Here is a 25100-nt window from a genome sequence, read left to right as displayed (position 1 = left end):
TGCGTCGCGCAGGGGACGTTGCAGTCAGCTCATCAGGCGTCAGGACGCGTCAGAACGCGTCGATCGGCAGCGCCATCACGCTGTCCGCGCCGTTCACGACCGCGTCGCGCTGCGCGGCGCAGCGGGGCAGGATGTGCTCGGCGTAGAAGCGCGCGGTGACGATCTTGGCGTCCATGAAGGCGACGTCTTCGCCGGTCGCCTTCAGTTCCTGCGCGGCGAGCAGCGAGCGCGCCAGCTGCCAGCCCGCCATCAGGTTGCCGCCCACCATCAGGTAAGGCACCGATCCCGCGAAGGCGGCATTCGGCTTGGCCTTGCCGTTGGCCGCGATGAAGTCGACCACCTCGACGAAGGCCGCGCGTGCCGCGGCCAACTGCGTGCGCACGGCCAGCGCGTCGGCACTGCCGTTGGCGGCCAGCGCGCCTTCGGTTTCCTCGACCTGCGCCGCCACGCTGCGCGCAAAGGCGCCGCCGTCGCGCACCGTCTTGCGGCCGACCAGGTCGTTGGCCTGGATCGCCGTCGTGCCCTCGTAGATCGGCAGGATGCGCGCGTCGCGGTAGTACTGCGCCGCGCCGGTCTCCTCGATGAAGCCCATGCCGCCGTGCACCTGCACGCCCAGCGAGGTGACCTCCAGGCTCATCTCCGTGCTGTAGCCCTTCACCAGCGGCACCATGAACTCGTAGAAGGCCTGGGCCTCCTTGCGGGTCTCGGCGTCCTCGTGGTGGTGGGCCATGTCGTAGGCCGCGGCGGCGTCGATCGCCATCGCGCGGCAGCCTTCGACCAGCGCGCGCTGCGTCATCAGCATGCGACGCACGTCGGGGTGATGGATGATCGCCGCGGCGTCCTTCGACGAGCCGTCGACCGGCCGCGACTGCACGCGGTCCTTCGCGTACTCGACGGCCTTCTGGTAGGCGCGGTCCGCCACCGCGATGCCCTGCACGCCGACGCCGAAGCGGGCCGCGTTCATCATGATGAACATGTATTCAAGGCCGCGGTTCTCTTCACCGATCAGCGTGCCGATGGCGCCGCCGTGATCGCCGAACTGGAGCACCGCCGTCGGGCTCGCCTTGATGCCGAGCTTGTGCTCGATGGACACGCAGTGCGCGTCGTTGCGCGCGCCCAGCGAGCCGTCGGCGTTCACCAGGAACTTCGACACCAGGAACAGGCTGATGCCCTTCACGCCTTCGGGCGCGCCCGGCACGCGCGCGAGCACCAGGTGGACGATGTTGTCCGCCATGTCGTGCTCGCCCCAGGTGATGAAGATCTTGGTGCCGAAGACCTTGTAGGTGCCGTCGCCCTGCGGCTCCGCGCGGGTGCGCACCATCGCGAGATCCGAACCGGCCTGCGGCTCGGTCAGGTTCATGGTGCCGGTCCACTCGCCGGAGATCAGTTTCGGGATGAAGGTCTGCTTCTGCTCCTCGGAGCCCGCGACCAGCAGCGCCTCGATCGCGCCGTCGGTCAGCAGCGGGCACAGCGCGAAGCTGACGTTGGCCGCCTGCACGATCTCGCCGCAGGCCGCGCCGATCGTCTTGGGCAAGGCCTGACCCCCATAGGCCTCCGGATGCTGCAACCCCTGCCAGCCGCCCTCGGCGTACTGCTTGAACGCCGCCTTGAAGCCCGGCGTCGCGAAGACCTCGCCGTTCTTCCAGGTCGACGGGTTCCTGTCGCCCTCGACGTTCAGCGGCGCGATCACGTCCTCGTTCAGCTTGGCCGATTCCTCGAGCACCGCCTGCGCGGTGTCCAGGCCGTGGTCGGCGAACGCGGGGATCTGCTCGGCCAGCGTCTGCAGGCCGGCCAGGGCCTGCATGTTGAACAGCATGTCCTTGATCGGGGCGCGGTAGGTCATGGGGCTTGTCTCCGGATGAAAAAGGGCGCCGCGCGTCGTCGGCGGGCGCCCTTGGTCTTGTCAGCGGCCGTTCGATGCGGCCGCGGTGCTCAGCGATCGATTACAGCGCCTTGACCAGTTCAGGCACGGCCGTGAACAGGTCGGCTTCCAGGCCGTAGTCGGCCACCGAGAAGATCGGCGCTTCCGGATCCTTGTTGATCGCGACGATCACCTTGGAGTCCTTCATGCCGGCCAGATGCTGGATCGCGCCGGAGATGCCGGCGGCGATGTACAGCTGCGGCGCGACGATCTTGCCGGTCTGGCCGACCTGCCAGTCGTTGGGCGCGTAGCCCGCGTCCACCGCGGCGCGCGAAGCACCCAGCGCGGCGTTCAGCTTGTCGGCCAGCGGCGTCAGCACTTCGTTGAACTTGTCGCTGCTGCCCAGCGCGCGGCCGCCCGACACGATGATCTTGGCGGCGGTCAGTTCGGGACGATCGCTCTTCGTGACCTCACGGCCAACGAAGCTGCTCTTGCCGCTGTCGGCCACGCCGGACAGCGATTCCACGGCAGCGCTGCCGCCTTCAGCCGCGGAGTCGAAGCCGGTCGTGCGCACGGTGATCACCTTGACGGCGTCGGTCGACTGCACGGTGGCGATCGCATTGCCGGCGTAGATCGGGCGCTCGAAGGTGTCAGGGCTGACGACCTTGGTGATGTCGCTCACCTGGCCGACGTCCAGCAGCGCGGCGACGCGCGGCGCGACGTTCTTGCCGGCGGCGGTCGCCGGGAACAGCAGGTGCGAGTAGTCCTTGGCGATGGCGATCACCTGGGCGGCGACGTTCTCGGCCAGGCCGTCGGCGAACTGCGCGCCGTCGGCGTGCAGGACCTTGGCGACGCCCGAGATCTTCGCGGCGGCCTGCGCGGCGGCGCCGGCGTTCGAGCCGACGACCAGCACGTGCACGTCGCCGCCGATGGCGGCAGCGGCGGTGACGACGTGGTGCGTGGCGCCCTTGAGCGAGGCGTTGTCGTGTTCAGCGATGACGAGGATGGTCATGTCTTATCTCCGGATCTTGTTCTGCGGTTCAGATGACCTTGGCCTCGGTCTTCAGCTTCGTCACGAGGGTCGCGACGTCCGGCACCTTGATGCCGGCGCTGCGCTTGGGCGGCTCGGCCACCGACAGCGTCTTGATGCGCGGCGACACGTCCACGCCCAGGTCGGCGGGCTTGACCACGTCGAGCTGCTTCTTCTTCGCCTTCATGATGTTGGGCAGCGTCACGTAACGCGGCTCGTTCAGGCGCAGGTCGGTCGTCACGACCGCGGGCAGCGTCAGGCTGACCGTCTCCAGGCCGCCGTCGACTTCACGCGTCACGTTGACCTTGCCGTCGGCGACTTCCACCTTCGACGCGAACGTGCCTTGCGGCAGGCCGGTCAGCGCGGCCAGCATCTGGCCGGTCTGGTTGCAATCGTCGTCGATGGCCTGCTTGCCCAGGATCACCAGCTGCGGCTGTTCCTTGTCGACCAGCGCCTTCAGCAGCTTGGCCACGGCCAGCGGCTGCAGCTCGAGGTCGGCCGGGGTCTCGACCAGGATCGCACGGTCGGCGCCGATGGCCATCGCGGTGCGCAGCGTTTCCTGGCACTGCGTGACGCCGCAGGAGACGGCGATCACCTCGGTGACCACGCCCTTCTCCTTCAGGCGGACGGCTTCCTCGACGGCGATCTCGTCGAACGGGTTCATGGACATCTTCACGTTGGCGATGTCCACGCCGGTCCCGTCACTCTTGACGCGCACCTTGACGTTGTAATCGACGACTCGTTTGACGGGGACCAATACCTTCATCGAAGCACTCCAAGCGGATTGACGTTAACGTTAATCAGATTCTATGGGAGCCCCGGGGCGCTCCCGTGTCTCCCAGCCGTCATGCGCCCCTGCTCCCGTCCCGGGCATCCCGGAAAACCGCGAGCGTCTCCTCGGCGCTGGCTCGAAAATAAAACGAACGATCGTTCTATTCTAGCCATAGCTTCGCCGCTGCCAAGGGGTTCACGGCAGGAGTGAGGGATTCCTCTAGACTGCGCTCCCGACACACGCCGTCCGCCTTCTCACGATCACGCCCGCGAGTTCCGTGCCTCTCCTGCCCTCCCCACTAAGTCCCCTCACGACCGCCTCCGCGATCACCCTCGCCAGCCCCCACGACACCGATCTGCGCGTCCCTTGCATCGGGGTCTTCGATTCCGGGGTCGGCGGGCTGACCGTGCTCAAGGCGCTGCGCGAGCAGTTGCCCGAGGTGCCGCTGCACTACGTCGCGGACACCGCGCATGCGCCCTACGGGGATCGCAGCAGCGATTACATCGTCGAGCGCAGCGTGCGCGTGGCCGAGCGCCTGCGCGAGGTCGGCGCCCGCATGGCGGTGGTGGCCTGCAACACGGCGACGGCGCATGCCGTGCAGGCGATGCGGGAGCGCTGGCCGGACTGGCCGGTCGTGGGCATCGAGCCGGGCGTGAAACCGGCCGTGGCCGCGACGCGCAACGGCCGCATCGGCGTGATGGCCACGACGGCGACGATCGCGAGCCGACGTTTCGAGCAGCTCGTCGCCGCCCATGCGAGCGATGTCGAGTTGATCAGCCAGCCCTGCCCCGGCCTGGTCACGCTGATCGAGCAAGGCGATCTGCGCAGCGCCGAACTCGGCGATCTGATCGAGCGCTTCTGCGCACCGCTGCGGGAGCGTGGTGTCGACACGGTGCTGCTCGGCTGCACCCACTATCCGCTGGTGCAGCCGCGCATCCAGGCGGCGCTCGGTGACGGCGTGCAGTTGCTCAACATCGAGGACGCCGTCGCGCGTCAGGCCCGGCGCGTGTGGGAGAGCCTCGGCATGGTCGCGACCGGACCTGCGGCGATCGTGCTCGAAAGCACCGGCGATCCCGCCCCGCTCCAGCATCTGGCGCGTGAGGCGCTCGGCTGGCGCGACGTGACGGCGGCCCGCATCACCGCCTGAGCATCAGGCGGCGCAGCCGCGTTCGACGACGCCCGATGCGAACTCAGATCAGGGCCCGCGCGAGTCCTCGCGTCATGTCGACGCGTCTCAGCAGCCAATAGCCCAGGACAAAGAAGACACCGGTCGCGAGGATCGCCAGCCGGTGATTGCCCGCCGTCAGCACCGTGACTGCGCCGTAGGTCAGCGGACCGATGATCGCGGCGAGGCGCGTGGCGAAGGTCCAGAGGCCGAAGAACTCGGCCAGGCGGTCGTGAGGCGCGAGCGCGCCTGCCAGTGCGCGGCCGCAGGACTGGCTGGAGCCCATGCACAGCCCCGCGATCACCGCGGCGATCCAGAACAGCCAGGCGCTGGTCGCCAGGAAGGCCAGCAGCGTCATGACCATCCAGCCGACCAGCGTCATCGCGAGCGCGGGCTGGTGACCGATGCGGTCCTCGTAGTAACCGAACAGGAAGGCGCCGACGGCGGAGGCGATGTTCACGAGGAACACCAGGGTCATCGTCTGCGCCTGCGAGAACCCCAGCGCCTGTTCGGCGTAGACCGCCGCAAGTGCGATGACGACGGCGATGCCGGCCTGATAGCTCGTCCCGCAGGCCAGCAGGCGCAGGAAATCGGGGTATGCGCGGGCGCGCTGCCAGGAGGTCCACAGCTGGGAAAGACCTGACCCCATGCGTGAGACGCGCCGCGTGGCGCAGGGATCGGCGCGCTCGCGCAGCAGCAGGAAGGTCGGCAGCGCGGCGAGCAGGTACAGGCCGGCGGTGATCAACATCGTGACGGGAACGAAGTGGTCGGCGGAGTCGCCGCGCGCCTGCGCGCTCAGCACGTAGCCCAGGCTCAGTCCAAGCGCGAGCATCCCACCCAGGTAACCGAAGGCCCACCCCCAGCCCGACACGCGCCCGAGCGCATCGCGCCGAGCGAGTTCCGGCAGGAACGCCGCGATCAGCGATTCGCCGTACGAGAAGAAGACGTTGGAGAGGATGACAGCCGCGGCGGCCCACCACAGCTGATCGGCGCCGAACACCGCCAGCGCGGCGGTCGACAGCACGCAGCCGAGCGTGCAGATGCCGAGCAGTTTCTTCTTCGCGCCATGCGCATCGGCCCAGGCACCCAGCCCCGGCATCGTCACCATGACAAGGAAGCTGGAGACGGCGATCAGCACGGTCCAGAGCAGCGTCGCCGACGGCTGGCCCTTGGCGATGACGCCGACGAAGTACGCGTTGTAGACGGCGGTCAGGACGACCGTGGTGTAGCCCGAGTTGGCGAAGTCGTACATCGACCAGCCGAAGACTTCGCGCTTGCGCACGCCCGGGTTCAACAGTTCCTGCACAAACATGCCCATGCGCTGCGGTCTCTGGAAGCCGATCGCGTGGTGCCTCGAACGGGACTCGAACCCGTACGCCGGTTGAGGGCGGCGGATTTTAAGTCCGCTGTGTCTACCAATTTCACCATCGAGGCGCGACGACTCCGCATCGATTCCATGTCGGAGTGAGCGCGCATTATCACGGCGACCGACAAAGAAAAAAGGGAAGCCGCATGGGCTTCCCTTTTGAGGATTTGGAGCGGGAAACGAGGCTCGAACTCGCGACCTCAACCTTGGCAAGGTTGCGCTCTACCAACTGAGCTATTCCCGCATCGCAGGACAGCGGAGTGATGAATCACCCCAACCGACCTTTGGTGTCGTCTGGAGCGGGAAACGAGGCTCGAACTCGCGACCTCAACCTTGGCAAGGTTGCGCTCTACCAACTGAGCTATTCCCGCAATGTCCATTCTTTGGAGGCGCGATCCGGAGTCGAACCGGACTGACCGGATTTGCAATCCGGGGCATAACCGCTTTGCTATCGCGCCCCAGAACCCTGGACGGGATTCTGTAGAAGCCGGATTTGGTTGTCCGACTTCGATAAAAAATGGAAGCCGGGGCTTCCATTTTTTAAACCTGGAGCGGGAAACGAGGCTCGAACTCGCGACCTCAACCTTGGCAAGGTTGCGCTCTACCAACTGAGCTATTCCCGCAGGTCTTCAACACACTGCCTGCCTCAACTGCCGTGCAATCCTTGCGAATTGCTTTGTTGCTGCTGCACCGTTTGCGCTGAAGCCGAGAGTATAGAACGGTTTTTGACGCTCCCGCAAGAGTTCGGCGACTTCTTTCTGAAGATCGCCCAAACGCAACCGCCCCTGCGCGATCCCTCATCACGCTGAAACGAACAACGGCGCCCGAAGGCGCCGTTGTCATGGGGATTCGCGAACGAATCAGTGCTTCAGCGAATCACCGGCATCCGGCTTCGGCTCCGCGACCTTCTCGGCCGGCGTCGTCGTCGCGGCAGCGACCTCTTCCTCAGGCAACGCCTGCGGATAGGTCTCCAGCGCCACTTCCAGCACGCGGTCGATCCAGCGGACCGGGACGATCTCGAGCTGGTTCTTCACGTTCTCCGGAATGTCCTGCAGATCCTTGACGTTCTCTTCCGGAATCATGACCGTCTTGATGCCGCCACGATGCGCCGCCAGGAGCTTCTCCTTCAGGCCGCCGATCGCCGTGACCTCGCCGCGCAGCGTGATCTCGCCGGTCATCGCCACATCGGCCCGCACCGGGATCCCGGTCAGCGCCGACACGAAGGCCGTCGTCATCGCGATGCCCGCGCTCGGACCGTCCTTGGGCGTCGCGCCGTCAGGCACGTGCACGTGGATGTCGCGCTTCTCGAAGAGCTCGTCCTTGATGCCCAGACGACGAGCCCGCGAACGCACCACCGTGCGCGCCGCCTCGACCGACTCCTTCATCACGTCGCCCAGCGAGCCGGTGCGGATGATGGTGCCCTTGCCCGGCATCGCGGTGGCTTCGATGGTCAGCAGATCGCCACCCACTTCCGTCCACGCCAGACCGACGACCTGGCCGACCTGGTTCTTCTTCTCGGCGCGACCGAAGTCGTACTTGCGAACGCCCAGGAATTCGTTGAGGTTGTCCTCGTTGACCACCACCTTGCCGTCGAAGGTCTTCAGCTGCAGACCCTTCACGACCTTGCGGCAGATCTTCGAGATCTCGCGCTCCAGCGATCGCACACCGGCTTCCCGGGTGTAGTAGCGGATGACGCCGCGGATCGCATCTTCGGTGACCTCGAGCTCCTCATCCTTCACGCCGTTGTTGCCGCGTTGCTTCGGCAGCAGGTAACGCTGGGCGATGTTGACCTTCTCGTCCTCGGTGTAACCCGACAGACGGATGACCTCCATCCGGTCCAGCAGCGCCGGCGGAATGTTCAGCGAGTTCGACGTCGCCACGAACATCACGTCGCTCAGGTCGTAGTCGACCTCGATGTAATGGTCGGCGAAGGTGTGGTTCTGCTCAGGGTCCAGCACCTCCAGCAGCGCCGACGACGGGTCGCCGCGGAAGTCCATGCCCAGCTTGTCGATCTCGTCGAGCAGGAACAGCGGATTGCGCGTGCCGACCTTGCTCAGGCTCTGGATCACCTTGCCCGGCATGGAGCCGATGTAGGTGCGGCGGTGACCGCGGATCTCGGCCTCGTCACGCACGCCGCCCAGCGCCATGCGGACGAACTTGCGGCCCGTGGCGCGCGCCACCGACTGCCCCAGCGAGGTCTTGCCCACGCCCGGAGGTCCGACCAGGCACAGGATGGGCGCCTTGACCTTGTCGACGCGCTGTTGCACCGCGAGGTACTCGAGGATGCGTTCCTTGACCTTGTCGAGGCCGTAGTGGTCCTCGTTCAGCACCGCCTCGGCGTTGGCCAGGTCGTGCTTGATCTTGGTCTTCTTCGCCCACGGCAGGTTGACCAGCGTGTCGATGTAGTTGCGCACGACGGTCGCTTCCGCGGACATCGGCGACATCAGCTTGAGCTTCTTGAGCTCGGACTCGGCCTTCTTGCGCGCTTCCTTCGGCATGCGAGCAGCCTGGATCTTCTTCTCCAGCTCCTCCATGTCGGCGCCTTCCTCGCCGTCGCCCAGCTCCTTCTGGATGGCCTTGACCTGCTCGTTCAGGTAGTACTCGCGCTGGGACTTCTCCATCTGGCGCTTGACGCGGCCGCGGATGCGCTTTTCCACCTGCAGGATGTCGACCTCGTGTTCCAGCAGGTCCAGCAGCTTCTCCAGCCGCTTGCCCACTTCGGACAGGTCCAGCACCGACTGCTTCGCGTCGAGCTTGAGCGGCAGGTGCGCGGCGATCGTGTCGGCCAGGCGGCCGGCGTCGTCGATGCCGGCGATGGACGTCAGGATCTCCGGCGGGATCTTCTTGTTCAGCTTGACGTACTGGTCGAACTGCTGCGTCACGGCGCGGCGCAGGGCTTCGACCTCGGGCTGGTCGTCGGCTTCCGGCGGAATGGGCATGACCTCGGCGGTGAAGTGCTCTTCACCGTCCTCGATCTTGCGCGTCGTCGCGCGTTGCAGACCTTCGACCAGCACCTTCACCGTGCCGTCGGGCAGCTTCAGCATCTGCAGGATGCTGGAGACGCAACCCATCTCGAACATGTCGTCGGGTTTGGGTTCGTCCTTGCCGGCCGCCTTCTGCGCGACCAGCATGATCTGGCGCCCTGCTTCCATCGCCGCTTCCAAGGCCTTGATGGACTTGGGACGACCCACGAAGAGCGGGATCACCATGTGCGGGAACACGACCACGTCGCGCAGCGGAGCAGCGGCAGCGTGATGGGTTCCGCGGGAAGGATCGGATGACCGGACATGAAAACCTCTCTTTCTCAAGCCCATCTAGGGCCCGAGCTACCAATTACAAGGTGCCGTTCAATAGCCTTTGAGCGATTGCTTTCCACATGAAGTGATGGCAAGCGAATCGCCCGGGTGTCCTCGCGACCTCAGGCGCTGGCCTTGGTTTCGCGATAGACCAGCAACGGCTTGGTGTCCTCGTCGATGTTGTGTTCGTCCAGCACGACCTTGGCGACGCTCTCCAGCGACGGCAACTCGAACATGGTGTCGATCAGCGCGTGCTCGACGATCGAGCGCAGGCCGCGGGCCCCGGTCTTGCGGGCCAGCGCCTTGCGCGCGACGGCGCTCAGCGCCGACGGGCGCACTTCCAGTTCGACGCCGTCCATCGAGAACAGCTGCTGGTACTGCTTGACCAGCGCGTTGCGCGGCTCGGTCAGGATCTGCACCAGCGCGTCCTCGGTCAGTTCGCCGAGCGTGGCGATCACCGGCAGGCGGCCGACCAGTTCCGGGATCAGGCCGAACTTGATCAGGTCGCCCGGCTCGACTTCGCGGAACAGCTCGCCGACCTTCTTGTCGCTCTTGCTCTTGACGTCGGCGCTGAAGCCGATGCCCGAGCGCTCGGAGCGGTTCTGGATCAGCTTCTCCAGGCCGTCGAAGGCGCCGCCGCAGATGAACAGGATGTTGGTCGTGTCGATCTGCAGGAAGTCCTGGTTCGGATGCTTGCGGCCGCCCTGCGGGGGACTGACGCCATCGTGCCTTCGACCAGCTTCAGCAGCGCCTGCTGGACACCCTCGCCCGACACGTCGCGCGTGATCGAGGGGTTGTCCGCCTTGCGGCTGATCTTGTCGATCTCGTCGATGTAGACGATGCCGCGCTGCGCGCGTTCGACGTCGTAATTGCAGTTCTGGAGCAGCTTCTGGATGATGTTCTCGACGTCCTCGCCGACATAGCCGGCTTCGGTCAGCGTCGTCGCATCGGCGATCACGAACGGGACGTTCAGGACGCGCGCCAGCGTCTGCGCGAGCAGCGTCTTGCCCGACCCGGTCGGGCCGATCAGCAGGATGTTGCTCTTGGACAGCTCGACGCCGTCCTTGGTGTCGGCCGCGTGGCGCAGCCGCTTGTAGTGGTTGTAGACCGCCACGGACAGGGTGCGCTTGGCCACGTCCTGGCCGATCACGTACTGGTCGAGCGTCGTCTTGATCTCGCTGGGGACGGGCAGGTCCGACTTGCTGGCACGTCCGCCGGTCGCCGCCTCGGCGGGGACCTCGTCGCGGATGATGTCGTTGCACAGCTCGATGCACTCGTCGCAGATGAACACCGACGGGCCCGCGATCAGCTTCTTGACCTCATGCTGGCTCTTGCCGCAGAAGGAGCAATACAAGACTTTTTCGCTGGAGTTGCCTTTTTCTCGGCCATGGGAGTGCTGCTGGGGCTGCTGAAGGGGTGCGGGGAATACAGGCAAGTGCCTGCATTGATGATAGTTCAATTGCCGGGACCACCCTTGGGGGGATAAAAGCCCCTAAGAGTGGTCAGTTGGTCAGGTCGACGGCGGGTCAGTTGACGCACGGCGCCGGCAGTTCGATCCGCTCGGTCACGAGACTTCCGGGTCTCGGGACTTCTCCTGCCCGGGCGCGACGCCGGGGGCCGGAGAAGACAAGCGGCGCCCTTGAGGGGCGCCGCCATGGACACGAGACCGGAACCGCGGTCAGCGCTTCTCGATGACCTTGTCGATCAGGCCGTAGGTCGCCGACTCCGCGGCCGACATGAAGTAGTCGCGCTCGGTGTCGGCCTGGATCTTCTCCAGGCTCTGGCCCGTGCGTTCCGCCAGGATGCGGTTCAACTGCTCACGGGTCTTGAGGATCTCGCGGGCGTGGATCTCGATGTCCGTGGCCTGACCCTGGGCGCCACCCAACGGTTGGTGGATCATGATCTTGGAGTTCGGCAGCGCGAAGCGCTTGCCCTTCTCGCCCGCGGCCAGCAGGAATGCGCCCATCGACGCGGCCATGCCCATGCACAGCGTCGACACCGACGGCTTGATGAACTGCATGGTGTCGTAGATCGACATGCCGGCCGAGACGCTGCCACCCGGCGAGTTGATGTACAGCGAGATCTCCTTCTCGGGGTTCTCGCTCTCCAGGAACAGCAGTTGCGCGACGACCAGGTTGGCGACGGCATCGTTCACCGGCCCGACCAGGAAGACGATGCGCTCGCGCAGCAGGCGGCTGTAGATGTCGTAGGCGCGCTCGCCGCGGCCCGACTGTTCGATGACGATGGGCACCATGCCCAGGTTGCTGGTTTCAAGCGCGCTCATGAAATCCTCTGATGTGGTTCGAGATCACGACAAACCATTATGTCGTGCGCTCCATCCCCTGACCGTGCGAGGGTCCCTCCTCCAGCGAGGGGCCTCTCACGACGGTAGCGCCGGGGAAAGAAAAAGGCGCCGGCCTCGCGGCCTGGCGCCTTGCTTGGCGGTGGGTCTGCGGCGAATCAAGAGCACCGCCGAAAAACCCTGCGCCAGGACTGCTTGCCGACGATCAGGCCGTGGCCATCAGCTCGTCGAACGGCAGCTGCTTGTCGCTGATCTTGGCCTTGCCCAGGATGAAGTCGGTGACGTTGTTCTCGATCACGACGGCTTCGACCTCGGCCATGCGCTCGCGATCCGACAGGTACCAGCGCACGACTTCCGCCGGCTTCTCGTAGCTCTGCGAGATCTCTTCGATGTGGGCCTGCAGCTGCTCGGGCTTGGCCTGCAGGTTCTGCGAACGGACCAGCTCGGCGACCACCAGGCCCAGGCGCACGCGCTTCTCGGCCTGGTCGTTGAACAGCTCGGCAGGGATCGGGGCCTTGTCGGCGTCCTTGATGCCGCGCTTCTTCAGGTCTTCGCGGGCGTTGGCGACCATGCGCTCGGCTTCGCCGGCGACCAGCGACTTGGGCACGTCCAGCTCGGCCTTGCCGACCAGCGCGTCCATCGCGGCGCCCTTGTTCTTGGCCAGCACGCGGAACTTCACTTCGCGCTCGAGGTTCTTCTTGATGTCGGCGCGCAGGGCCTCGACCGTGCCTTCCTTGATGCCCAGGGCCTTGGCGAACGATTCGTTCACGTCGGGCAGGTGCTGGGCCTCGATCTTCTTGACCGTGACCAGGAAGTCGGCTTCCTTGCCGGCGACGTCCTTGCCGTGATAGTCGGCAGGGAACGCGAGCGGGAAGGTCTTCGACTCGCCGGCCTTCATGCCGCGCACGGCCTTCTCGAAGGCTTCGAGCATCTGGCCCTCGCCCAGCAGGAACTGGAAGCCGTCGGCCTTGCCGCCGGCGAAGGGTTCGCCGTCGATCTTGCCTTCGAAGTCGATGCTGACGCGGTCGCCGTCGGCGGCCACGTCCGCCGCGCCGCGCTGGGCGAACGAACGGCGCTGCTTGCGCAGGATCTCGACGGTCTTGTCGATGGCTTCTTCGGTGACTTCAGCGGCGACGCGCTCGACCTCGGCTTCGGCCAGGTCGGCGATCTTCACTTCCGGATAGACCTCGAAGGTCGCGTCGAAGGCCAGCTGGCCCTCGGCGGCATCGTCCTTCTGGGCGATGCTGGGCATGCCGGCGACGCGCAGCTTGGCCTCGTTGGCGGCGACGCTGAAGGCCTCGCCCAGCTTGTCGTTGACGACTTCGTACTGGACCTGGGCGCCGTAGCGCTGTTCCACGAAGGACATCGGCACCTTGCCGGGGCGGAAGCCGTCGGCCTTGACCGTGCGGGCCAGCTTCTTCAGGCGCGACTGGACTTCGGAGTTGATGTCAGTGGCCGCCAGCGTGAGCGTGATGCGGCGTTCGAGCTTTTCGAGAGTTTCGACGGTGACAGCCATAGTGGACTCGGAATCAGTTGAGAGTGTGGTGCGCGGGGCCGGACTCGAACCGGCACGCCCGTGAAGGCGTCAGGACCTAAACCTGGTGCGTCTACCAATTTCGCCACCCGCGCCGGGTGAACTGAGGTCGTCGCGATCGCTGCATGCAGTCCTGCGCGACGGCCCCTTGGTAATTCATGATGCGAAGGAGGAGCCCAGGCCCCTGCCCTCCGCGATCCGGAAAACCGGCGATTGTAATCAAGGAATCGACGCTTTCCGACGCACCCCGCCCGTCCCGGGCGGGGAAACCCTGCGGGGTCCGTGCGCGATCAATGCGTCGTGGGCGCGATGCCGGCGTCCTTGTCGCGCTCGACCCGGAACCAGGCGGCGTACATCGCCGGCAAGGCCAGCAGCGTCAGCACGGTGGCGACGATCAGGCCGCCCATGATGGCGACGGCCATCGGGCCCCAGAACACGCTGCGCGACAGCGGCACCATCGCCAGCACGGCGGCGGCGGCGGTCAGCGCGATCGGGCGCAGACGGCGCACGGCGGATTCGACGATCGCCTGTGCCGGCGGCACGCCGCGGCTGCGGTCCTGTTCGATCTGATCGATCAGGATGACGGAGTTCCGCTGGATCATGCCCATCAGCGCGATGACGCCCAGCAGCGCGACGAAGCCGAACGGCCGGTTCAGCAGCAGCAGCGCCGCGGACACGCCGGCGATGCCGAGGAAGCCGGTCAGGAAGGCCAGCATGGCGCGCGAGAAGCTGTGCAGCTGCAGCATCAGCAGCGTGAAGGTGATGAACAGCATGATCGGCACGCCGGCCGCGATCGAGCCCGTGCCCTTGCTGCTCTCCTCCACCGCGCCAGCGATCGAGATCGAATAGCCGGGCGGCATCTCCTTCTGCATGGCATCGAGCGCGGGCCAGAGCTGGTTCGTCACCGTCGCGCCCTGCAGGCCCTCGATGACGTCGCCCTGGACGGTGATCGCGAACTGGCGGCTCTCGCGGTGCATCACGCCGGGCTCCCAGGTGAACTGGGGCTTGGCGATCTGCGTCAGCGGCACCGAGCGGCCCGAGGCCGTCGGCACGTAGGCATTGGCGAGTTCGGACAGCGTGTCGCGTTCCTGCACCGGCTGGCGCAGGACGATGTCGATCAACCGGTCGGCCTCGCGGTACTGCGCCACCGTCGTCCCGGTCACGAGGATGCGCGCCGCCTGCGCGATGCTCTGGCTGGTCACCCCCAGCGCACGCGCCTTGTCCTGGTCGACCTGCAGGCGCAGGACCTTGATGGCTTCATTCCAGTTGTCGTTGACGCCGACCATGTTGGGGTTCGCGCGCATCTGTTCCTTGGCACGGTCGGCGTAGATCCGCAGCTGCGCAGGATCGTCGCCGGCGATGCGGAACTGCACCGGGTACGGCACCGGCGGCCCGTTGGGCAGCAGCTTCACGCGGCCGCGCACCTCGGAGAACTCCTGCGCCAGGATCTGCGGCAGCTTGTGGCGAAGCGTCTCGCGGTCGGCCGGCGTCTTCGGCTGGATGATGGCCTGGCTGACGTTGGTGTTCGGCAGGATCTGGTCCAGCGGCAGGTAGAAGCGCGGCACGCCCGAGCCCACCCAGGTGGCGATGCTCCCCACCAGCGGCTCCTTGGCCATGCGGGCCTCGAAGCGCTTGGCGATGACGTTGCTCTCCTCGATCGTTGCGCCCTCGGGCAGCCACAGGTCGACCAGGATCTCCGGCCGGCTCGAGTCCGGGAAGAACTGCTGCTGCACCTTGCCCATGCCGGCCAGGCCGAGCACGAACACCAGGATCGTCAGGCCGATCGTCTTCCAGCGGTTGAACACGCACCACGCGACCCAGCGGCGGAAGCGGTTGTAGAACGGCGTGTCGAAGACCTCGTGCGCCTCGCCTTCGTGGCCGGCGCGGGTCTTGAGCAGCAGCGCGCCCAGATACGGCACGAAGTAGACCGACACCAGCCAGGAGATCACCAGCGCCGCCGCGGTCACGGCGAAGATGGCGTACGTGTACTCACCCACAGTGGACTTCGCCAGGCCGATCGGCAGGAAACCCACCGCGGTGATCAGCGTGCCGGTCAGCATCGGCTTGGCGGTGGCGTCGTAGGCATACGTCGCCGCGTGCATCTTGTCGTAGCCCTCTTCGAGCTTGCGCACCATCATCTCGACGGCAATGATGGCGTCGTCCACCAGCAGGCCGAGCGCGATGATCAGCGACCCGAGCGAGATCTTGTGCAGTCCCACGCCGGCGTAGAGCATCACGACGAAGGTGATCGCCAGCACCAGCGGGATCGTGATGCCGACCACCAGACCCGGCCACACGTCGATGCGCAGCGGCTTGGTGTGCAGTCCCAGCGCGATGAAGCTCACGCCGAGCACGACGACGACGGCCTCGATCAGCACGTGCACGAACTCACCCACCGAGCTCTTCACGGCGGTGGGCTGGTCCTGGATCTGCTGCAGCGAGATGCCCGCGGGCAGTTGCTGCTGCAGACGCTTGACGCTGGCCTGCAGCGCCTTGCCCAGCGCGATGATGTCGCCGCCCTTGCCCATCGACACGCCCAGCGCCACGACCTGCTTGCCGTTGAAACGGACCATCGTCGTGGCCGGATCGACGTAGCCGCGGCGGACCTTGGCGATGTCGCCCAGGCGGATGCTGCTGGCCGCGCCGGTCTGCGTGTTGGTGCCGCGGATCGGGAATTCGCTCAGCGCCTGGACCGAGTTGAGCTGGCCCTCGATGCGGATCTGCACGTTGGCGCTGCCGGCGTTCATCGTGCCGGCGCTCTCGACCGCGTTCTGCGCGTTGAGCTGCGACACGACCTGGTTGAAGTCCAGGCCCAGTTCGGCGAGGCGCTTCTGCGAGATCTCGATGAACAGCTTCTCCGCCTGGACGCCGAACAGGTCGACCTTGGCCACGTCCTGCACGCGCAGGAGTTCGGAGCGGACCGCCTCGGCCTGCTGACGCAGCTCCTCGATGGAGAAGCCGCCGTCCGACGACAGCGCGAAGATCGAGCCGTAGACGTCGCCGAATTCATCGTTGAAGAACGGTCCCAGCACGCCCTGAGGCAGCGTGGCCCGCAGGTCGCCGATCTTCTTGCGGACCGTGTACCAGAGCTGCGGCACCTCGCCGCCGGCCGTGTTGTCCTTCACCTGGAAGATGGTGAGCGACTCCCCCGGCTTGGTGTAGCTGCGGATCTTGTCGGCGTGCGGCACCTCCTGGAGGGTGCGCTCGATCTTGTCGGTGACCTGTTCGGCCATCTGCTGCGGCGTCGCGCCGGGCCAGTAGGCCTGCACGACCATCGCACGGAAGGTGAACGGCGGGTCTTCGTCCTGGCCCAGCTGGAAGTAGGCGGCGAAGCCCAGCACCATCAGCACCACCATCAGGTAGCGCGTCAGCGGGGCATGCTCCAGCGCCCAGCGCGAGAGGTTGAAACCGGCGCGGCTCGGATTGCTCATTCAGGGGCTCCCGAGGCTCAGCGCGATGCGGTCGCCGAGGCGGGCGCGGGCGTGGGCGCGGTGCCCTCGGTCGGCGTGCCCGGCGGGACGAAGCGCCGGACCTTCTGCCCCGGTGTCAGCACGTGGCCGCCTGCGGCCACGACTTCCATGCCGGGTGACAGGCCCTGCACGACCAGTTCGTTGCCCTCGGCGCCAACGACGGTCACCGACCGCGGGCTCACCGCCATCGTCTTCGGGTCGAGCAGCAGCACCGCGCTCTTGCCCTGCGATTCCATCACCGCGCTCAGCGGCAGCTTGATCGCGTTGTCCGACGGCACGCCCGTGAGGACGACGGTGGCGGTCTGGCCGAGATGGACGCTGGGATCGTTCAGCTCAGCCTTCACCAGGAAGGTCCGGGTCACGGGATCGGCAGCAGCGGCCAGTTCGCGCAGCTTGATCGGCTGCGCCTCGGACTTGGCATCGGTCCAGAGGCGGACCTTCAGGCCGTCCGGACGGGCCGCGGCGGCGCGCACCAGCGCGACCTGGTCCTCGGAGACGGAGAACACGATGTCGCGCGGACCGTCGTTGGCCACTCGCACGACGGGCGTGCCCGCCGCCACGACCATGCCGGGCTCCGCGTCGATGCCGGTCACGACCCCTGCCGCGTCGGCGATCAGGCTCGAGTACTGCGCCTGGTTGCGTTGCACGTCGGACTGGGCGCGCGCCGATTCGAACTGGGCCTGGGCGGCCTTGAAGGCGGCGTCGCGGCGATCGAGTTCCGCCGCACTGATGAAGCCCTGGCGGTGCAGATCGATATAGCGCCGGTAGTCGGCGCCGAGCTGGTCGCGATTCACGCGGGCGGCCAGCACGGTGGACTTCGCGGCTTCCTGGGCGAGCACCAGATCCGAGCTGTCGATCCGCGCCAGCACCTGCCCGGGCTTGACCACCGATCCGAGGTCCACCTTGCGTTCCAGGATCTTTCCGGCAACGCGGAAGGACAGTCGCGATTCGAGACGGGCCCGCACTTCGGCAGCGAACTCGCGTTGCAGGCCGGCCGATTGCGGCGCCAGCACCAGGGTGCGCACGTAGCGCTCCGGCTCGGGCGGCGGCTCCTGCTTGCCGCAGGCGGCCAGCAAGGCCACGGCGGCGGTCGCCGCCAGCCACTTCAAGGCGCGCCCCCAGGACCCGGCGAGCGCAGGTTCGGAGATGGCGCCGGAAGCGCCGGCGGGCAGGGACACAAGAGACCGTTGGGGCATGAACACCTCGACAAAGCCACGACGCCCGACCTTGGGCATCGGAGTAACTGACTGACCGGTCAGTAATGTATTCAGCGTGTCCGAACGTGTCAAACCGACGGCGTACGGTTCGCTGGGGTACTGCTCGTGGTTTGCGGAGATTGACGTCCGTCGCGGAACCGCTGGTGGTCCGGGACGTCAGGTTGACGCAAACGGCATCGCCCGCTCAGCGGAGAATGCCGCCCGTGAGCATAGAGCACTACGAAAACTTTCCTGTCGCTTCCTGGCTGAGCCCGCCGGCGCTGCGTCCCGCGATCATGGCGATCTACCGGTTCGCGCGGACGGCCGACGACCTGGCCGATGAAGGCGACGCCACGCCTGCGCAGCGGCTGCGCGACCTGGCCGACTACCGCACCGACCTGCGGGCCGTCGCGGCCGGCCAGGCGCCGTCGACTCGCTGGGCGTCGCGGGTGTTCGTGCCGCTGGGACGCGTCCTCGCGGAGCACCGGCTGCCGGTGCCGCTCCTGGACGATCTGCTCGATGCCTTCGAGCAGGACCTCGTGAAAACCGACTACGCCACCCGCGCCGAGCTGATCGACTACTGTCGCCGTTCGGCCAACCCGGTCGGACGCCTGCTGCTGCATCTGTACGGCATCGACGACGCCGAATCGCTGCGGCGCTCGGACGCGATCTGCTCCGCGCTGCAACTGATCAATTTCTGGCAGGACTTCACCGTCGACGGCCCACGCGGTCGGATCTATGCACCTCAGGAGGACCGCCGACGTCACGGCGTCGAGGGACAGGCCCTGCTGTCGCTGGAAGACAGTCCGGCGGCCCGTGCGCTGATCTCGGAACTCTGTGACTGGGCCCGCGACCTGATGGCCGAGGGCGCCCCGCTGGCCCGCCGGATTCCGGGCCGGGCCGGTTGGGAGCTGCGCTTGGTGGTACAAGGCGGCCTCCACATCCTCGACAAGCTGGCATCGAACCGTTTCGATGCCCTGCTGCGACGGCCGACGATCGTCGCGTCCGACGCGCCGCTGCTGCTGTGGCGCGCCGTGACGATGCCGGCGGACCCTACGAACCCACGCCGCGAAGGGACGGCGCGATGAGCACCAATACTGACAAGACTGCCGACAAGGCCTCCGACAAGACGACCGCCGCTGGCACTTCCACGCCCGAGCAGTACGTTCAGCAGAAAGCCGCCGCGAGCGGCTCGAGCTTCTACTACGCCTTCCTCTTCCTGCCGCCGCCGCGCCGCGGCGATCACCGCCTTCTATGCGTTCTGCCGCGAGGTCGACGACGTGGTCGACGAGGTGTCCGATCCGGGCGTCGCCGCGACCAAGCTGGCCTGGTGGCGCAAGGAAGCGATGAGCGCCTTCAGCGGCCAGCCGTCGCATCCGGCGATGAAGGCACTGATGCCGCACGTGAAGGACTACGACATCCGCCTGGAGCATCTGCTCGCCGTCATCGACGGCTGCCAGATGGACCTGGAGCAGACGCGCTACCTCGACTACCCCGGCCTGCAGCGCTATTGCCACCTGGTGGCGGGTGTCGTGGGCGAGGTGGCCTCGGGCATCTTCGGCCGCACCGATCCGCGCACCATCGCCTATGCCCACAAGCTGGGCCAGGCGATGCAGCTCACCAACATCATCCGGGACGTCGGCGACGACGCGCGGCGCGGTCGCATCTACCTGCCCGTCAGCGAACTGCAGCAATTCGACGTGAAGGCGCATGAAATCCTCAAGCGCGATGCGCCCTGGGGCTACAGCGACCGCTTCACCGCGCTGATGAAGTTCCAGGCGGAGCGCGCGCACGCGCTTTATGACGAGGCCGTGGCACTGCTGTCCGACGCCGACCGCAAGGCGCAGAAGCCTGGACTCATGATGGCCAACATCTACCGCACGCTGCTGCGCGAGATCGAGTCGGAAAACTTCCAGGTCCTGCACCAGCGTATCGCGCTGACGCCGCTGCGCAAGCTGTGGATCGCGATGAAGACGAACTGGCGCGGGCGCTGACGTGAAGCGGGTAGCCGTCATCGGCGGCGGCTGGGCGGGGCTCGCCGCGGCCGTGGAGGCGGTGTCGCTGGGCGCCACCGTCACGCTGTTCGAGATGGCGCCGACCCTCGGCGGGCGGGCACGCAGTCTCGAGGGCATCGAGCCGGTACTCGACAACGGCCAGCACATCCTGATCGGCGCCTACACGGAGACGCTGGCGCTGATGCGCCGCGTGGGGGGCGATCCCGACGCCGACCTGCTCCGCATGCCGCTGCGGCTGCGTTATCCCGATCGCGAGACGCTCCGACTGCCGCCGGGGCCGCCCACCCTGGCCTTCCTGCGCGGCGTGCTGGGCTGCACCGCATGGTCGAGGCGCGACCGGCTGCGCTTCCTGGTGACGAGCAGCCTGTGGACGATGCGCGGGTTCCGCTGCGATCCGGCGTTGACGGTCGCCGAGCTTTGCGCCGGTCTGCCGCGCGCGGTGCGCGACGACCTGATCGACCCGCTGTGCGTCGCCGCGCTCAACACGCCGGCGGAGCAGGCCAGTGCCCAGGTGTTCCTGCGGGTGCTCAAGGACGCGCTGTTCAGCGGCCCGGGCAGTGCCGACCTCCTGCTGCCGCGGCGCGGACTGAGCGCGTTGCTGCCGACCCCGACGAGCGCCTGGTTGCAGTCCCGCGGTGCGGAGATCCGCCCCCGGCGCGTCCAGCGACTTGAAGCGGCAGGCCGACAGTGGGCCATCGACGGCGACGCCTTCGACGCCCTCATCGTCGCCTGCAGTTCCGTCGAAGCTTCGCGACTCACGAGAGACCTGGCGCCGCACTGGAGCGCTGCCGCCGGCGCGTTCGAGTTCCAGCCGATCGTCACCATCTACCTGGAGAGCGCAGGTTCGGCATTGCCCGCGCCGATGGTGGCGCTGCGCGAATCGTCGACCGCGCCTGCCCAATTCGCCTTCGACCTGGGACAACTCGGGCAGCAGGCGGGGCTCTTCAGCCTGGTCGTCAGCGGCGCCGCGCCATGGGTCGCGCGAGGACTCGACATCACCGGCGCTGCCGCGCTGGCACAGGCCCAGCAGCACTTCCACTGGGCGACGCCCCCGCGCATCGTGCGCGTGCTCAGCGAAAAGCGCGCGACCTTCGCCTGCACGCCGAATCTGCGCCGCCCGGATCCGCTGGTCGTGCCGGGGATCTGGGCCGCCGGCGACTATCTCGCCGGCCCCTACCCGGCCACGCTGGAAGGCGCCGTACGCAGCGGGCTGGCCGCTGCCCGTTCCGCAATGCGGCAACCTTTGGGCGGAATGTCCGATTGACGCTCACCGCTGACCGCGCCACGCACCGCTGATGGGCGGAAACGACGGTTTGCGCCCGCTAGATGCCTCTCTCGGTTTCGCCATGCAAAACCCGTGAGAAATCCTTCACAATCGTCCGCCATGAAGTCCAAGGAGCTGCAGACCCCCGCCATCCAGGTCCTCGAGCGCACATTCGCGCTGCTGGATGTCCTGGCCCAGCATCAGGATCCGGTGTCCCTGAAGCTCATCAGCGAAACCACGGGCCTGCATCCGTCGACCGCCCACCGCATCTTGAACGACCTCGCGCTGGGACGTTATGTGGACCGGCCCGAAGCCGGCAGCTACCGGCTGGGCATGCGCCTGCTGGAGCTGGGCAATCTGGTGAAGGCCCGCCTGGACGTGCGCGAGGCCGCGATCGGCCCGATGCGCGAGCTCCACAAGCTGACGCATCAGCCAGTCAACCTGTCGGTCCGGCAAGGCGACGAGATCGTCTACATCGAGCGCACCTACTCCGAACGCAGTGGCATGCAGGTCGTTCGCGCGGTCGGCGGCCGCGCGCCGCTGCATCTGACGTCCGTCGGCAAACTCTTCCTCGCCAGCGACGATCCACAGCGCGTGCGGGCCTATGCGACGCGCACGGGACTCTCCGGCCACACGCGCAACAGCCTGACCGAGATCAACCTCCTCGAGCGCGAAATGGCGCTGGTCCGCCAGCGCGGCGTCGCGCGCGACGACGAGGAACTCGAGTTGGGCGTGCGCTGCATGGCAGCCGGGATCTACGACGACCAGGGCAAGCTGGTAGCAGGGCTGTCGATCTCGGCGCCTGCAGACCGGCTGGAAGAAGGCTGGCTGCCTCGTCTCAAGGAAACGGCGACGCGGATCTCGGCATCGCTGGGCTTCCGAGGCTGAACTCGCGCGCCCTCGCCCGCCGCATTCCGCCCCGACAGGACGCCGGAAAAGAAAAGACGAAGCGAAGACGACGAAGCGGGCACGAGGCCCGCTTCTTTCATTCCAGGGGCAACCCGGCTTACTTGGCCGAAACCACGGGCGTCAGGGCCGTCGCACCGACGGTCGCCGGCGTCGCAACGGCCGCCAGCGGCGACGCGGCACCGGTCAGCCACTTGCGCACGCGCTCGGCGTCGCCGATGCGCGAGTACTTCCCGGCCGAATCCAGGAACACCATGATCAGCTTGCGGCCGGCGAGCTGCGCCTGCATCACCAGGCACTGGCCGGCCTCGTTGATGAAACCGGTCTTCTGCAGGCCGATGTCCCAGTCGCCCTTGCGGACCAGGCCGTTGGTCGTGCCGAATCGGACCTGTTTGCGGCCCAGCGCGACGGTGTATTCGGACGAGGTCGACAGTTCGCGCATCAGCGGGAACGAGTGAGCGACCTTGACCAGCTTGGCCAGGTCGGCGGCGCTGGACTGGTTGCGGCTGGACAGCCCGGTCGGCTCGACGTAATGCGTGTCCATCATGCCCAGCATGTGGGCCTTGGCATTCATCGCCGCGACGAAGGTTTCCAGGCCGCCCGGATAGTTGCGACCGAGCGCATGCGCCGCCCGGTTCTCCGACGACATCAGCGCCAGGTGCAGCAGTTCGCCGCGCGTCAGCGTCGTGCCGACGGCCAGGCGGGACCCGGTGAACTTCTCGGTGTCCTTGTCGTCGTCGGTGATCTCGATCTTGTCGTCGAGCGACTGGTTCGCCTCCACGACGAGCAGCGCGGTCATCAGCTTGGTGATGGACGCGATCGGCAGCACCGCCGACGGATTCTTCGAGAACAGGACCTCGTTGGTGTCCTGGTCGACGACGTAGGCGACGCTGGATTTCAGGTCGAGGGGGTCTTCGGTGTCGTGCAGGCCGTACATCGTCCCGAAGGACGGTTTGGACGGGACGACTTCCCGGACCGGGGCCGCCGCGCGGGCAGCCACCTTGCGTGGCGAGCGCGGGGCCGGCTTGGCCTGCCGCACGCTCTTCACCTTGGCTTTGGAGGACGACGAGGTGGCCGCCTGCGCCGATTGGATCGGCGCGAGACTGGCGGTCAAGCCCGTCAGCAACATGACGCCGCTGAGCGCGGCACCAGACAGCAATGTCGCAATGGTCTTCAATCCAGTCCCCAGGTCAGTGGGCGCGAGTTTAGGGGATCGCTGAAAGACCGGCAAGATCAATGACTTAACGCAGGCTCTTAAAGTACCTGAATCCGTGCCATCCGACGCGGCCATGGGCGCCGCGTGCGCTGTCCTGTCAACCTTGGGCGGCGACCCGCTCCGTCTTGCTCTGCAACTTGTTCAGAGCGCTCAAATATGCTTTGGCGGAAGCGACCACGATATCGGGATCTGCCCCCACGCCGTTCACCACGCGCCCCGCATGTTGCAGGCGCACCGTGACTTCGCCCTGCGATTCTGTGCTGCCGCTGGTGATCGCACTGACGGAATACAGCAGCATTTCCGCCCCACTTTGAACCTTGCTCTCGATGGCCTTGAGCACCGCGTCCACCGGACCGTTGCCGTCGCTCTCGGTGCGATGCTCCGTCTCGCCCTCGGCGAAGACCACCTGCGCCTGGGGCCGCTCGCCGGTTTCCGAGCGCTGCGCCAGCGCCACCAACCGGTAATGTTCCTGGACCTGGGTGACCGACTCATCCATCACCAGCGCGATGATGTCCTCGTCGAAGATCTCCGACTTGCGGTCGGCCAGGTCCTTGAACCGGACGAAGGCGGCGTTGATCTCGGCCTCCGACTCCAGCACCACGCCCAGCTCCTGCAGCCGCTGCTTGAACGCGTTGCGCCCCGACAGCTTGCCCAGCACGATCTTGTTGGCGCTCCAGCCGACGTCCTCGGCGCGCATGATCTCGTAGGTGTCGCGCGCCTTCAGCACGCCGTCCTGGTGGATGCCGGACGCATGCGCGAAGGCGTTGGCGCCGACCACCGCCTTGTTCGGCTGGATCACGAAACCGGTGGTCTGCGAGACCAGCTTCGACGCCGGCACGATCTGCGACGGATCCACCCGCACATCCAACCCGAAATAGTCGCGGCGCGTCTTCACCGCCATCACGACCTCCTCCAGCGAGCAGTTGCCGGCCCGCTCGCCCAGGCCGTTGATGGTGCATTCCACCTGGCGGGCGCCACCGATCTTCACGCCGGCCAACGAGTTCGCCACCGCCATGCCCAGATCGTTGTGGCAGTGGACGCTCCAGATCGCCTGGTCGGAGTTCGGTACGCGCTCACGCAGCGTCTTGATGAACTGGCCGTAAAGCTCCGGGATCGCGTAGCCGACGGTATCGGGGATGTTGATGGTGCGCGCGCCCTCGCGGATCACCGCCTCGACCACGCGGGCGAGGAACTCCGGGTCGGAGCGGTAACCGTCCTCGGGCGAGAACTCGATGTCGTCGGTCAGGTTGCGGGCGAAACGCACGGCCTGGGTCGCCTGCTCCAGGACCTGATCGCGGGTCATGCGCAGCTTCTTCTCCATGTGGAGTTCGCTGGTGGCGATGAACGTATGGATGCGGGCGCGCGCCGCGCCCTTGAGCGCCTCGGCGGCACGGGCGATGTCGCGGTCGTTGGCCCGGGCGAGCGAGCAGATCGTGCTGTCACGGACGGCGTCGGCAATCGCCTTGACCGCCTCGAAGTCGCCCTGGCTCGCCGCCGCGAAACCGGCCTCGATCACGTCCACCTTCAGCCGTTCCAGTTGCCGCGCGATGCGCAGCTTCTCGTCCTTGGTCATGGACGCGCCGGGCGATTGCTCACCATCGCGCAGCGTGGTGTCGAAAATGATCAGATGGTCGGACATGACGGGGCTTCCTTGCGGTGGCGGGCCGCGGGCCGGAGCGGCCCGATGAGCGAGTTTAGGTGGGCAAC

At 66.9% G+C, this 25100-nt stretch carries 14 protein-coding genes, 6 tRNA genes and 3 pseudogenes; 5 read left to right on the top strand and 18 right to left on the bottom strand.

Annotated elements, in window-relative coordinates:
* Positions 1-49 precede the first annotated feature (49 nt).
* The 3 genes from ACQ86G_RS15125 to ACQ86G_RS15115 form a co-directional block, all read right to left on the bottom strand.
* Positions 50-1843 (bottom strand): acyl-CoA dehydrogenase, encoded by a 1794-nt coding sequence (locus tag ACQ86G_RS15125; RefSeq protein ID WP_431261275.1) that lies wholly within the window; start codon positions 1841-1843, stop codon positions 50-52.
* Between the two features lie 100 nt (positions 1844-1943).
* Positions 1944-2873 carry an electron transfer flavoprotein subunit alpha/FixB family protein gene (locus tag ACQ86G_RS15120; RefSeq protein ID WP_431261274.1) on the bottom strand — a complete coding sequence of 310 codons (930 nt, stop codon included), beginning with the start codon at positions 2871-2873 and terminating at the stop codon, positions 1944-1946.
* A 28-nt stretch (positions 2874-2901) separates the two neighbouring features.
* Positions 2902-3657, bottom strand: a complete 756-nt coding sequence (locus ACQ86G_RS15115; protein ID WP_088403557.1) for an electron transfer flavoprotein subunit beta/FixA family protein — start codon at positions 3655-3657, stop codon at positions 2902-2904.
* A 283-nt stretch (positions 3658-3940) separates the two neighbouring features.
* Between ACQ86G_RS15115 and murI the strand changes: the two genes are divergently transcribed.
* A complete protein-coding gene (murI, locus tag ACQ86G_RS15110) occupies positions 3941-4810 on the top strand; it encodes a glutamate racemase (RefSeq protein ID WP_431261273.1) in 870 nt (289 codons plus the stop codon).
* 43 nt (positions 4811-4853) lie between these two features.
* Here murI and ACQ86G_RS15105 read toward each other — a convergent pair whose 3' ends face one another.
* From ACQ86G_RS15105 to ACQ86G_RS15045, 13 genes and pseudogenes are all read right to left on the bottom strand, one after another.
* On the bottom strand, positions 4854-6146 hold the full coding sequence (locus tag ACQ86G_RS15105; protein ID WP_431261272.1) for an MFS transporter: 1293 nt from the start codon (positions 6144-6146) through the stop codon (positions 4854-4856).
* Positions 6147-6174: 28 nt separating this feature from the next.
* Positions 6175-6262, bottom strand: a tRNA-Leu gene (locus tag ACQ86G_RS15100).
* A 100-nt stretch (positions 6263-6362) separates the two neighbouring features.
* Positions 6363-6438, bottom strand: a tRNA-Gly gene (locus ACQ86G_RS15095).
* Positions 6439-6489: 51 nt separating this feature from the next.
* Positions 6490-6565, bottom strand: a tRNA-Gly gene (locus ACQ86G_RS15090).
* A gap of 13 nt (positions 6566-6578) precedes the next feature.
* Positions 6579-6652: transfer RNA gene (locus ACQ86G_RS15085), tRNA-Cys, on the bottom strand.
* Between the two features lie 89 nt (positions 6653-6741).
* Positions 6742-6817: transfer RNA gene (locus ACQ86G_RS15080), tRNA-Gly, on the bottom strand.
* A gap of 237 nt (positions 6818-7054) precedes the next feature.
* Positions 7055-9483, bottom strand: a pseudogene (gene lon / locus ACQ86G_RS15075) (endopeptidase La).
* A 129-nt stretch (positions 9484-9612) separates the two neighbouring features.
* Positions 9613-10925 (bottom strand): annotated as a pseudogene (clpX, locus tag ACQ86G_RS15070) (ATP-dependent Clp protease ATP-binding subunit ClpX).
* A 243-nt stretch (positions 10926-11168) separates the two neighbouring features.
* Positions 11169-11774 carry an ATP-dependent Clp endopeptidase proteolytic subunit ClpP gene (gene clpP / locus ACQ86G_RS15065; protein WP_067275631.1) on the bottom strand — a complete coding sequence of 202 codons (606 nt, stop codon included), beginning with the start codon at positions 11772-11774 and terminating at the stop codon, positions 11169-11171.
* 223 nt (positions 11775-11997) lie between these two features.
* On the bottom strand, positions 11998-13308 hold the full coding sequence (gene tig, locus ACQ86G_RS15060) for a trigger factor (protein WP_431261271.1): 1311 nt from the start codon (positions 13306-13308) through the stop codon (positions 11998-12000).
* 26 nt (positions 13309-13334) lie between these two features.
* Positions 13335-13421, bottom strand: a tRNA-Leu gene (locus tag ACQ86G_RS15055).
* 195 nt (positions 13422-13616) lie between these two features.
* Positions 13617-16757, bottom strand: coding sequence for an efflux RND transporter permease subunit (locus ACQ86G_RS15050; RefSeq protein WP_431261270.1), 3141 nt, complete (start codon positions 16755-16757; stop codon positions 13617-13619).
* 17 nt (positions 16758-16774) lie between these two features.
* Positions 16775-17992: an efflux RND transporter periplasmic adaptor subunit gene (locus ACQ86G_RS15045; RefSeq protein WP_431261269.1), complete on the bottom strand. Its 1218-nt coding sequence runs from the start codon at positions 17990-17992 to the stop codon at positions 16775-16777.
* 215 nt (positions 17993-18207) lie between these two features.
* Between ACQ86G_RS15045 and hpnC the strand changes: the two genes are divergently transcribed.
* From hpnC to ACQ86G_RS15025, 4 genes and pseudogenes are all read left to right on the top strand, one after another.
* On the top strand, positions 18208-19080 hold the full coding sequence (gene hpnC / locus ACQ86G_RS15040) for a squalene synthase HpnC (protein WP_431261408.1): 873 nt from the start codon (positions 18208-18210) through the stop codon (positions 19078-19080).
* Positions 19081-19142: 62 nt separating this feature from the next.
* A pseudogene (gene hpnD / locus ACQ86G_RS15035) lies at positions 19143-19986 on the top strand (presqualene diphosphate synthase HpnD); the annotation flags it as partial.
* Between the two features lies 1 nt (position 19987).
* A complete protein-coding gene (gene hpnE, locus ACQ86G_RS15030) occupies positions 19988-21271 on the top strand; it encodes a hydroxysqualene dehydroxylase HpnE (protein ID WP_431261268.1) in 1284 nt (427 codons plus the stop codon).
* A gap of 120 nt (positions 21272-21391) precedes the next feature.
* On the top strand, positions 21392-22159 hold the full coding sequence (locus ACQ86G_RS15025; RefSeq protein ID WP_431261267.1) for an IclR family transcriptional regulator: 768 nt from the start codon (positions 21392-21394) through the stop codon (positions 22157-22159).
* A gap of 118 nt (positions 22160-22277) precedes the next feature.
* Here ACQ86G_RS15025 and pbpG read toward each other — a convergent pair whose 3' ends face one another.
* Both pbpG and ACQ86G_RS15015 read right to left on the bottom strand, forming a co-directional pair.
* Positions 22278-23306, bottom strand: a complete 1029-nt coding sequence (gene pbpG, locus ACQ86G_RS15020; RefSeq protein WP_431261407.1) for a D-alanyl-D-alanine endopeptidase — start codon at positions 23304-23306, stop codon at positions 22278-22280.
* Positions 23307-23490: 184 nt separating this feature from the next.
* A complete protein-coding gene (locus ACQ86G_RS15015) occupies positions 23491-25032 on the bottom strand; it encodes a 2-isopropylmalate synthase (protein ID WP_431261266.1) in 1542 nt (513 codons plus the stop codon).
* Positions 25033-25100: the final 68 nt, after the last annotated feature.

It is taken from the genome of Roseateles chitinivorans (genome assembly GCF_050632145.1).
Classification (GTDB): Bacteria; Pseudomonadota; Gammaproteobacteria; order Burkholderiales; family Burkholderiaceae_C; genus Roseateles; species Roseateles chitinivorans_B.
This window is presented reverse-complemented; position numbering and strand designations above follow the sequence as displayed.

What these genes read in the sequence shown, in the direction of transcription:
- ACQ86G_RS15125 (WP_431261275.1), bottom strand. Translation starts at nt 1,843, where the DNA reads ATGACCTACCGCGCCCCGATCAAGGACATGCTGTTCAACATGCAGGCC.
- ACQ86G_RS15120 (WP_431261274.1), bottom strand. Translation starts at nt 2,873, where the DNA reads ATGACCATCCTCGTCATCGCTGAACACGACAACGCCTCGCTCAAGGGC.
- ACQ86G_RS15115 (WP_088403557.1), bottom strand. Translation starts at nt 3,657, where the DNA reads ATGAAGGTATTGGTCCCCGTCAAACGAGTCGTCGATTACAACGTCAAG.
- ACQ86G_RS15105 (WP_431261272.1), bottom strand. Translation starts at nt 6,146, where the DNA reads ATGGGCATGTTTGTGCAGGAACTGTTGAACCCGGGCGTGCGCAAGCGC.
- clpP (WP_067275631.1), bottom strand. Translation starts at nt 11,774, where the DNA reads ATGAGCGCGCTTGAAACCAGCAACCTGGGCATGGTGCCCATCGTCATC.
- tig (WP_431261271.1), bottom strand. Translation starts at nt 13,308, where the DNA reads ATGGCTGTCACCGTCGAAACTCTCGAAAAGCTCGAACGCCGCATCACG.
- ACQ86G_RS15050 (WP_431261270.1), bottom strand. Translation starts at nt 16,757, where the DNA reads ATGAGCAATCCGAGCCGCGCCGGTTTCAACCTCTCGCGCTGGGCGCTG.
- ACQ86G_RS15045 (WP_431261269.1), bottom strand. Translation starts at nt 17,992, where the DNA reads ATGCCCCAACGGTCTCTTGTGTCCCTGCCCGCCGGCGCTTCCGGCGCC.
- hpnC (WP_431261408.1), top strand. Translation starts at nt 18,208, where the DNA reads ATGCCGCCCGTGAGCATAGAGCACTACGAAAACTTTCCTGTCGCTTCC.
- ACQ86G_RS15025 (WP_431261267.1), top strand. Translation starts at nt 21,392, where the DNA reads ATGAAGTCCAAGGAGCTGCAGACCCCCGCCATCCAGGTCCTCGAGCGC.
- pbpG (WP_431261407.1), bottom strand. Translation starts at nt 23,306, where the DNA reads ATGTTGCTGACGGGCTTGACCGCCAGTCTCGCGCCGATCCAATCGGCG.
- ACQ86G_RS15015 (WP_431261266.1), bottom strand. Translation starts at nt 25,032, where the DNA reads ATGTCCGACCATCTGATCATTTTCGACACCACGCTGCGCGATGGTGAG.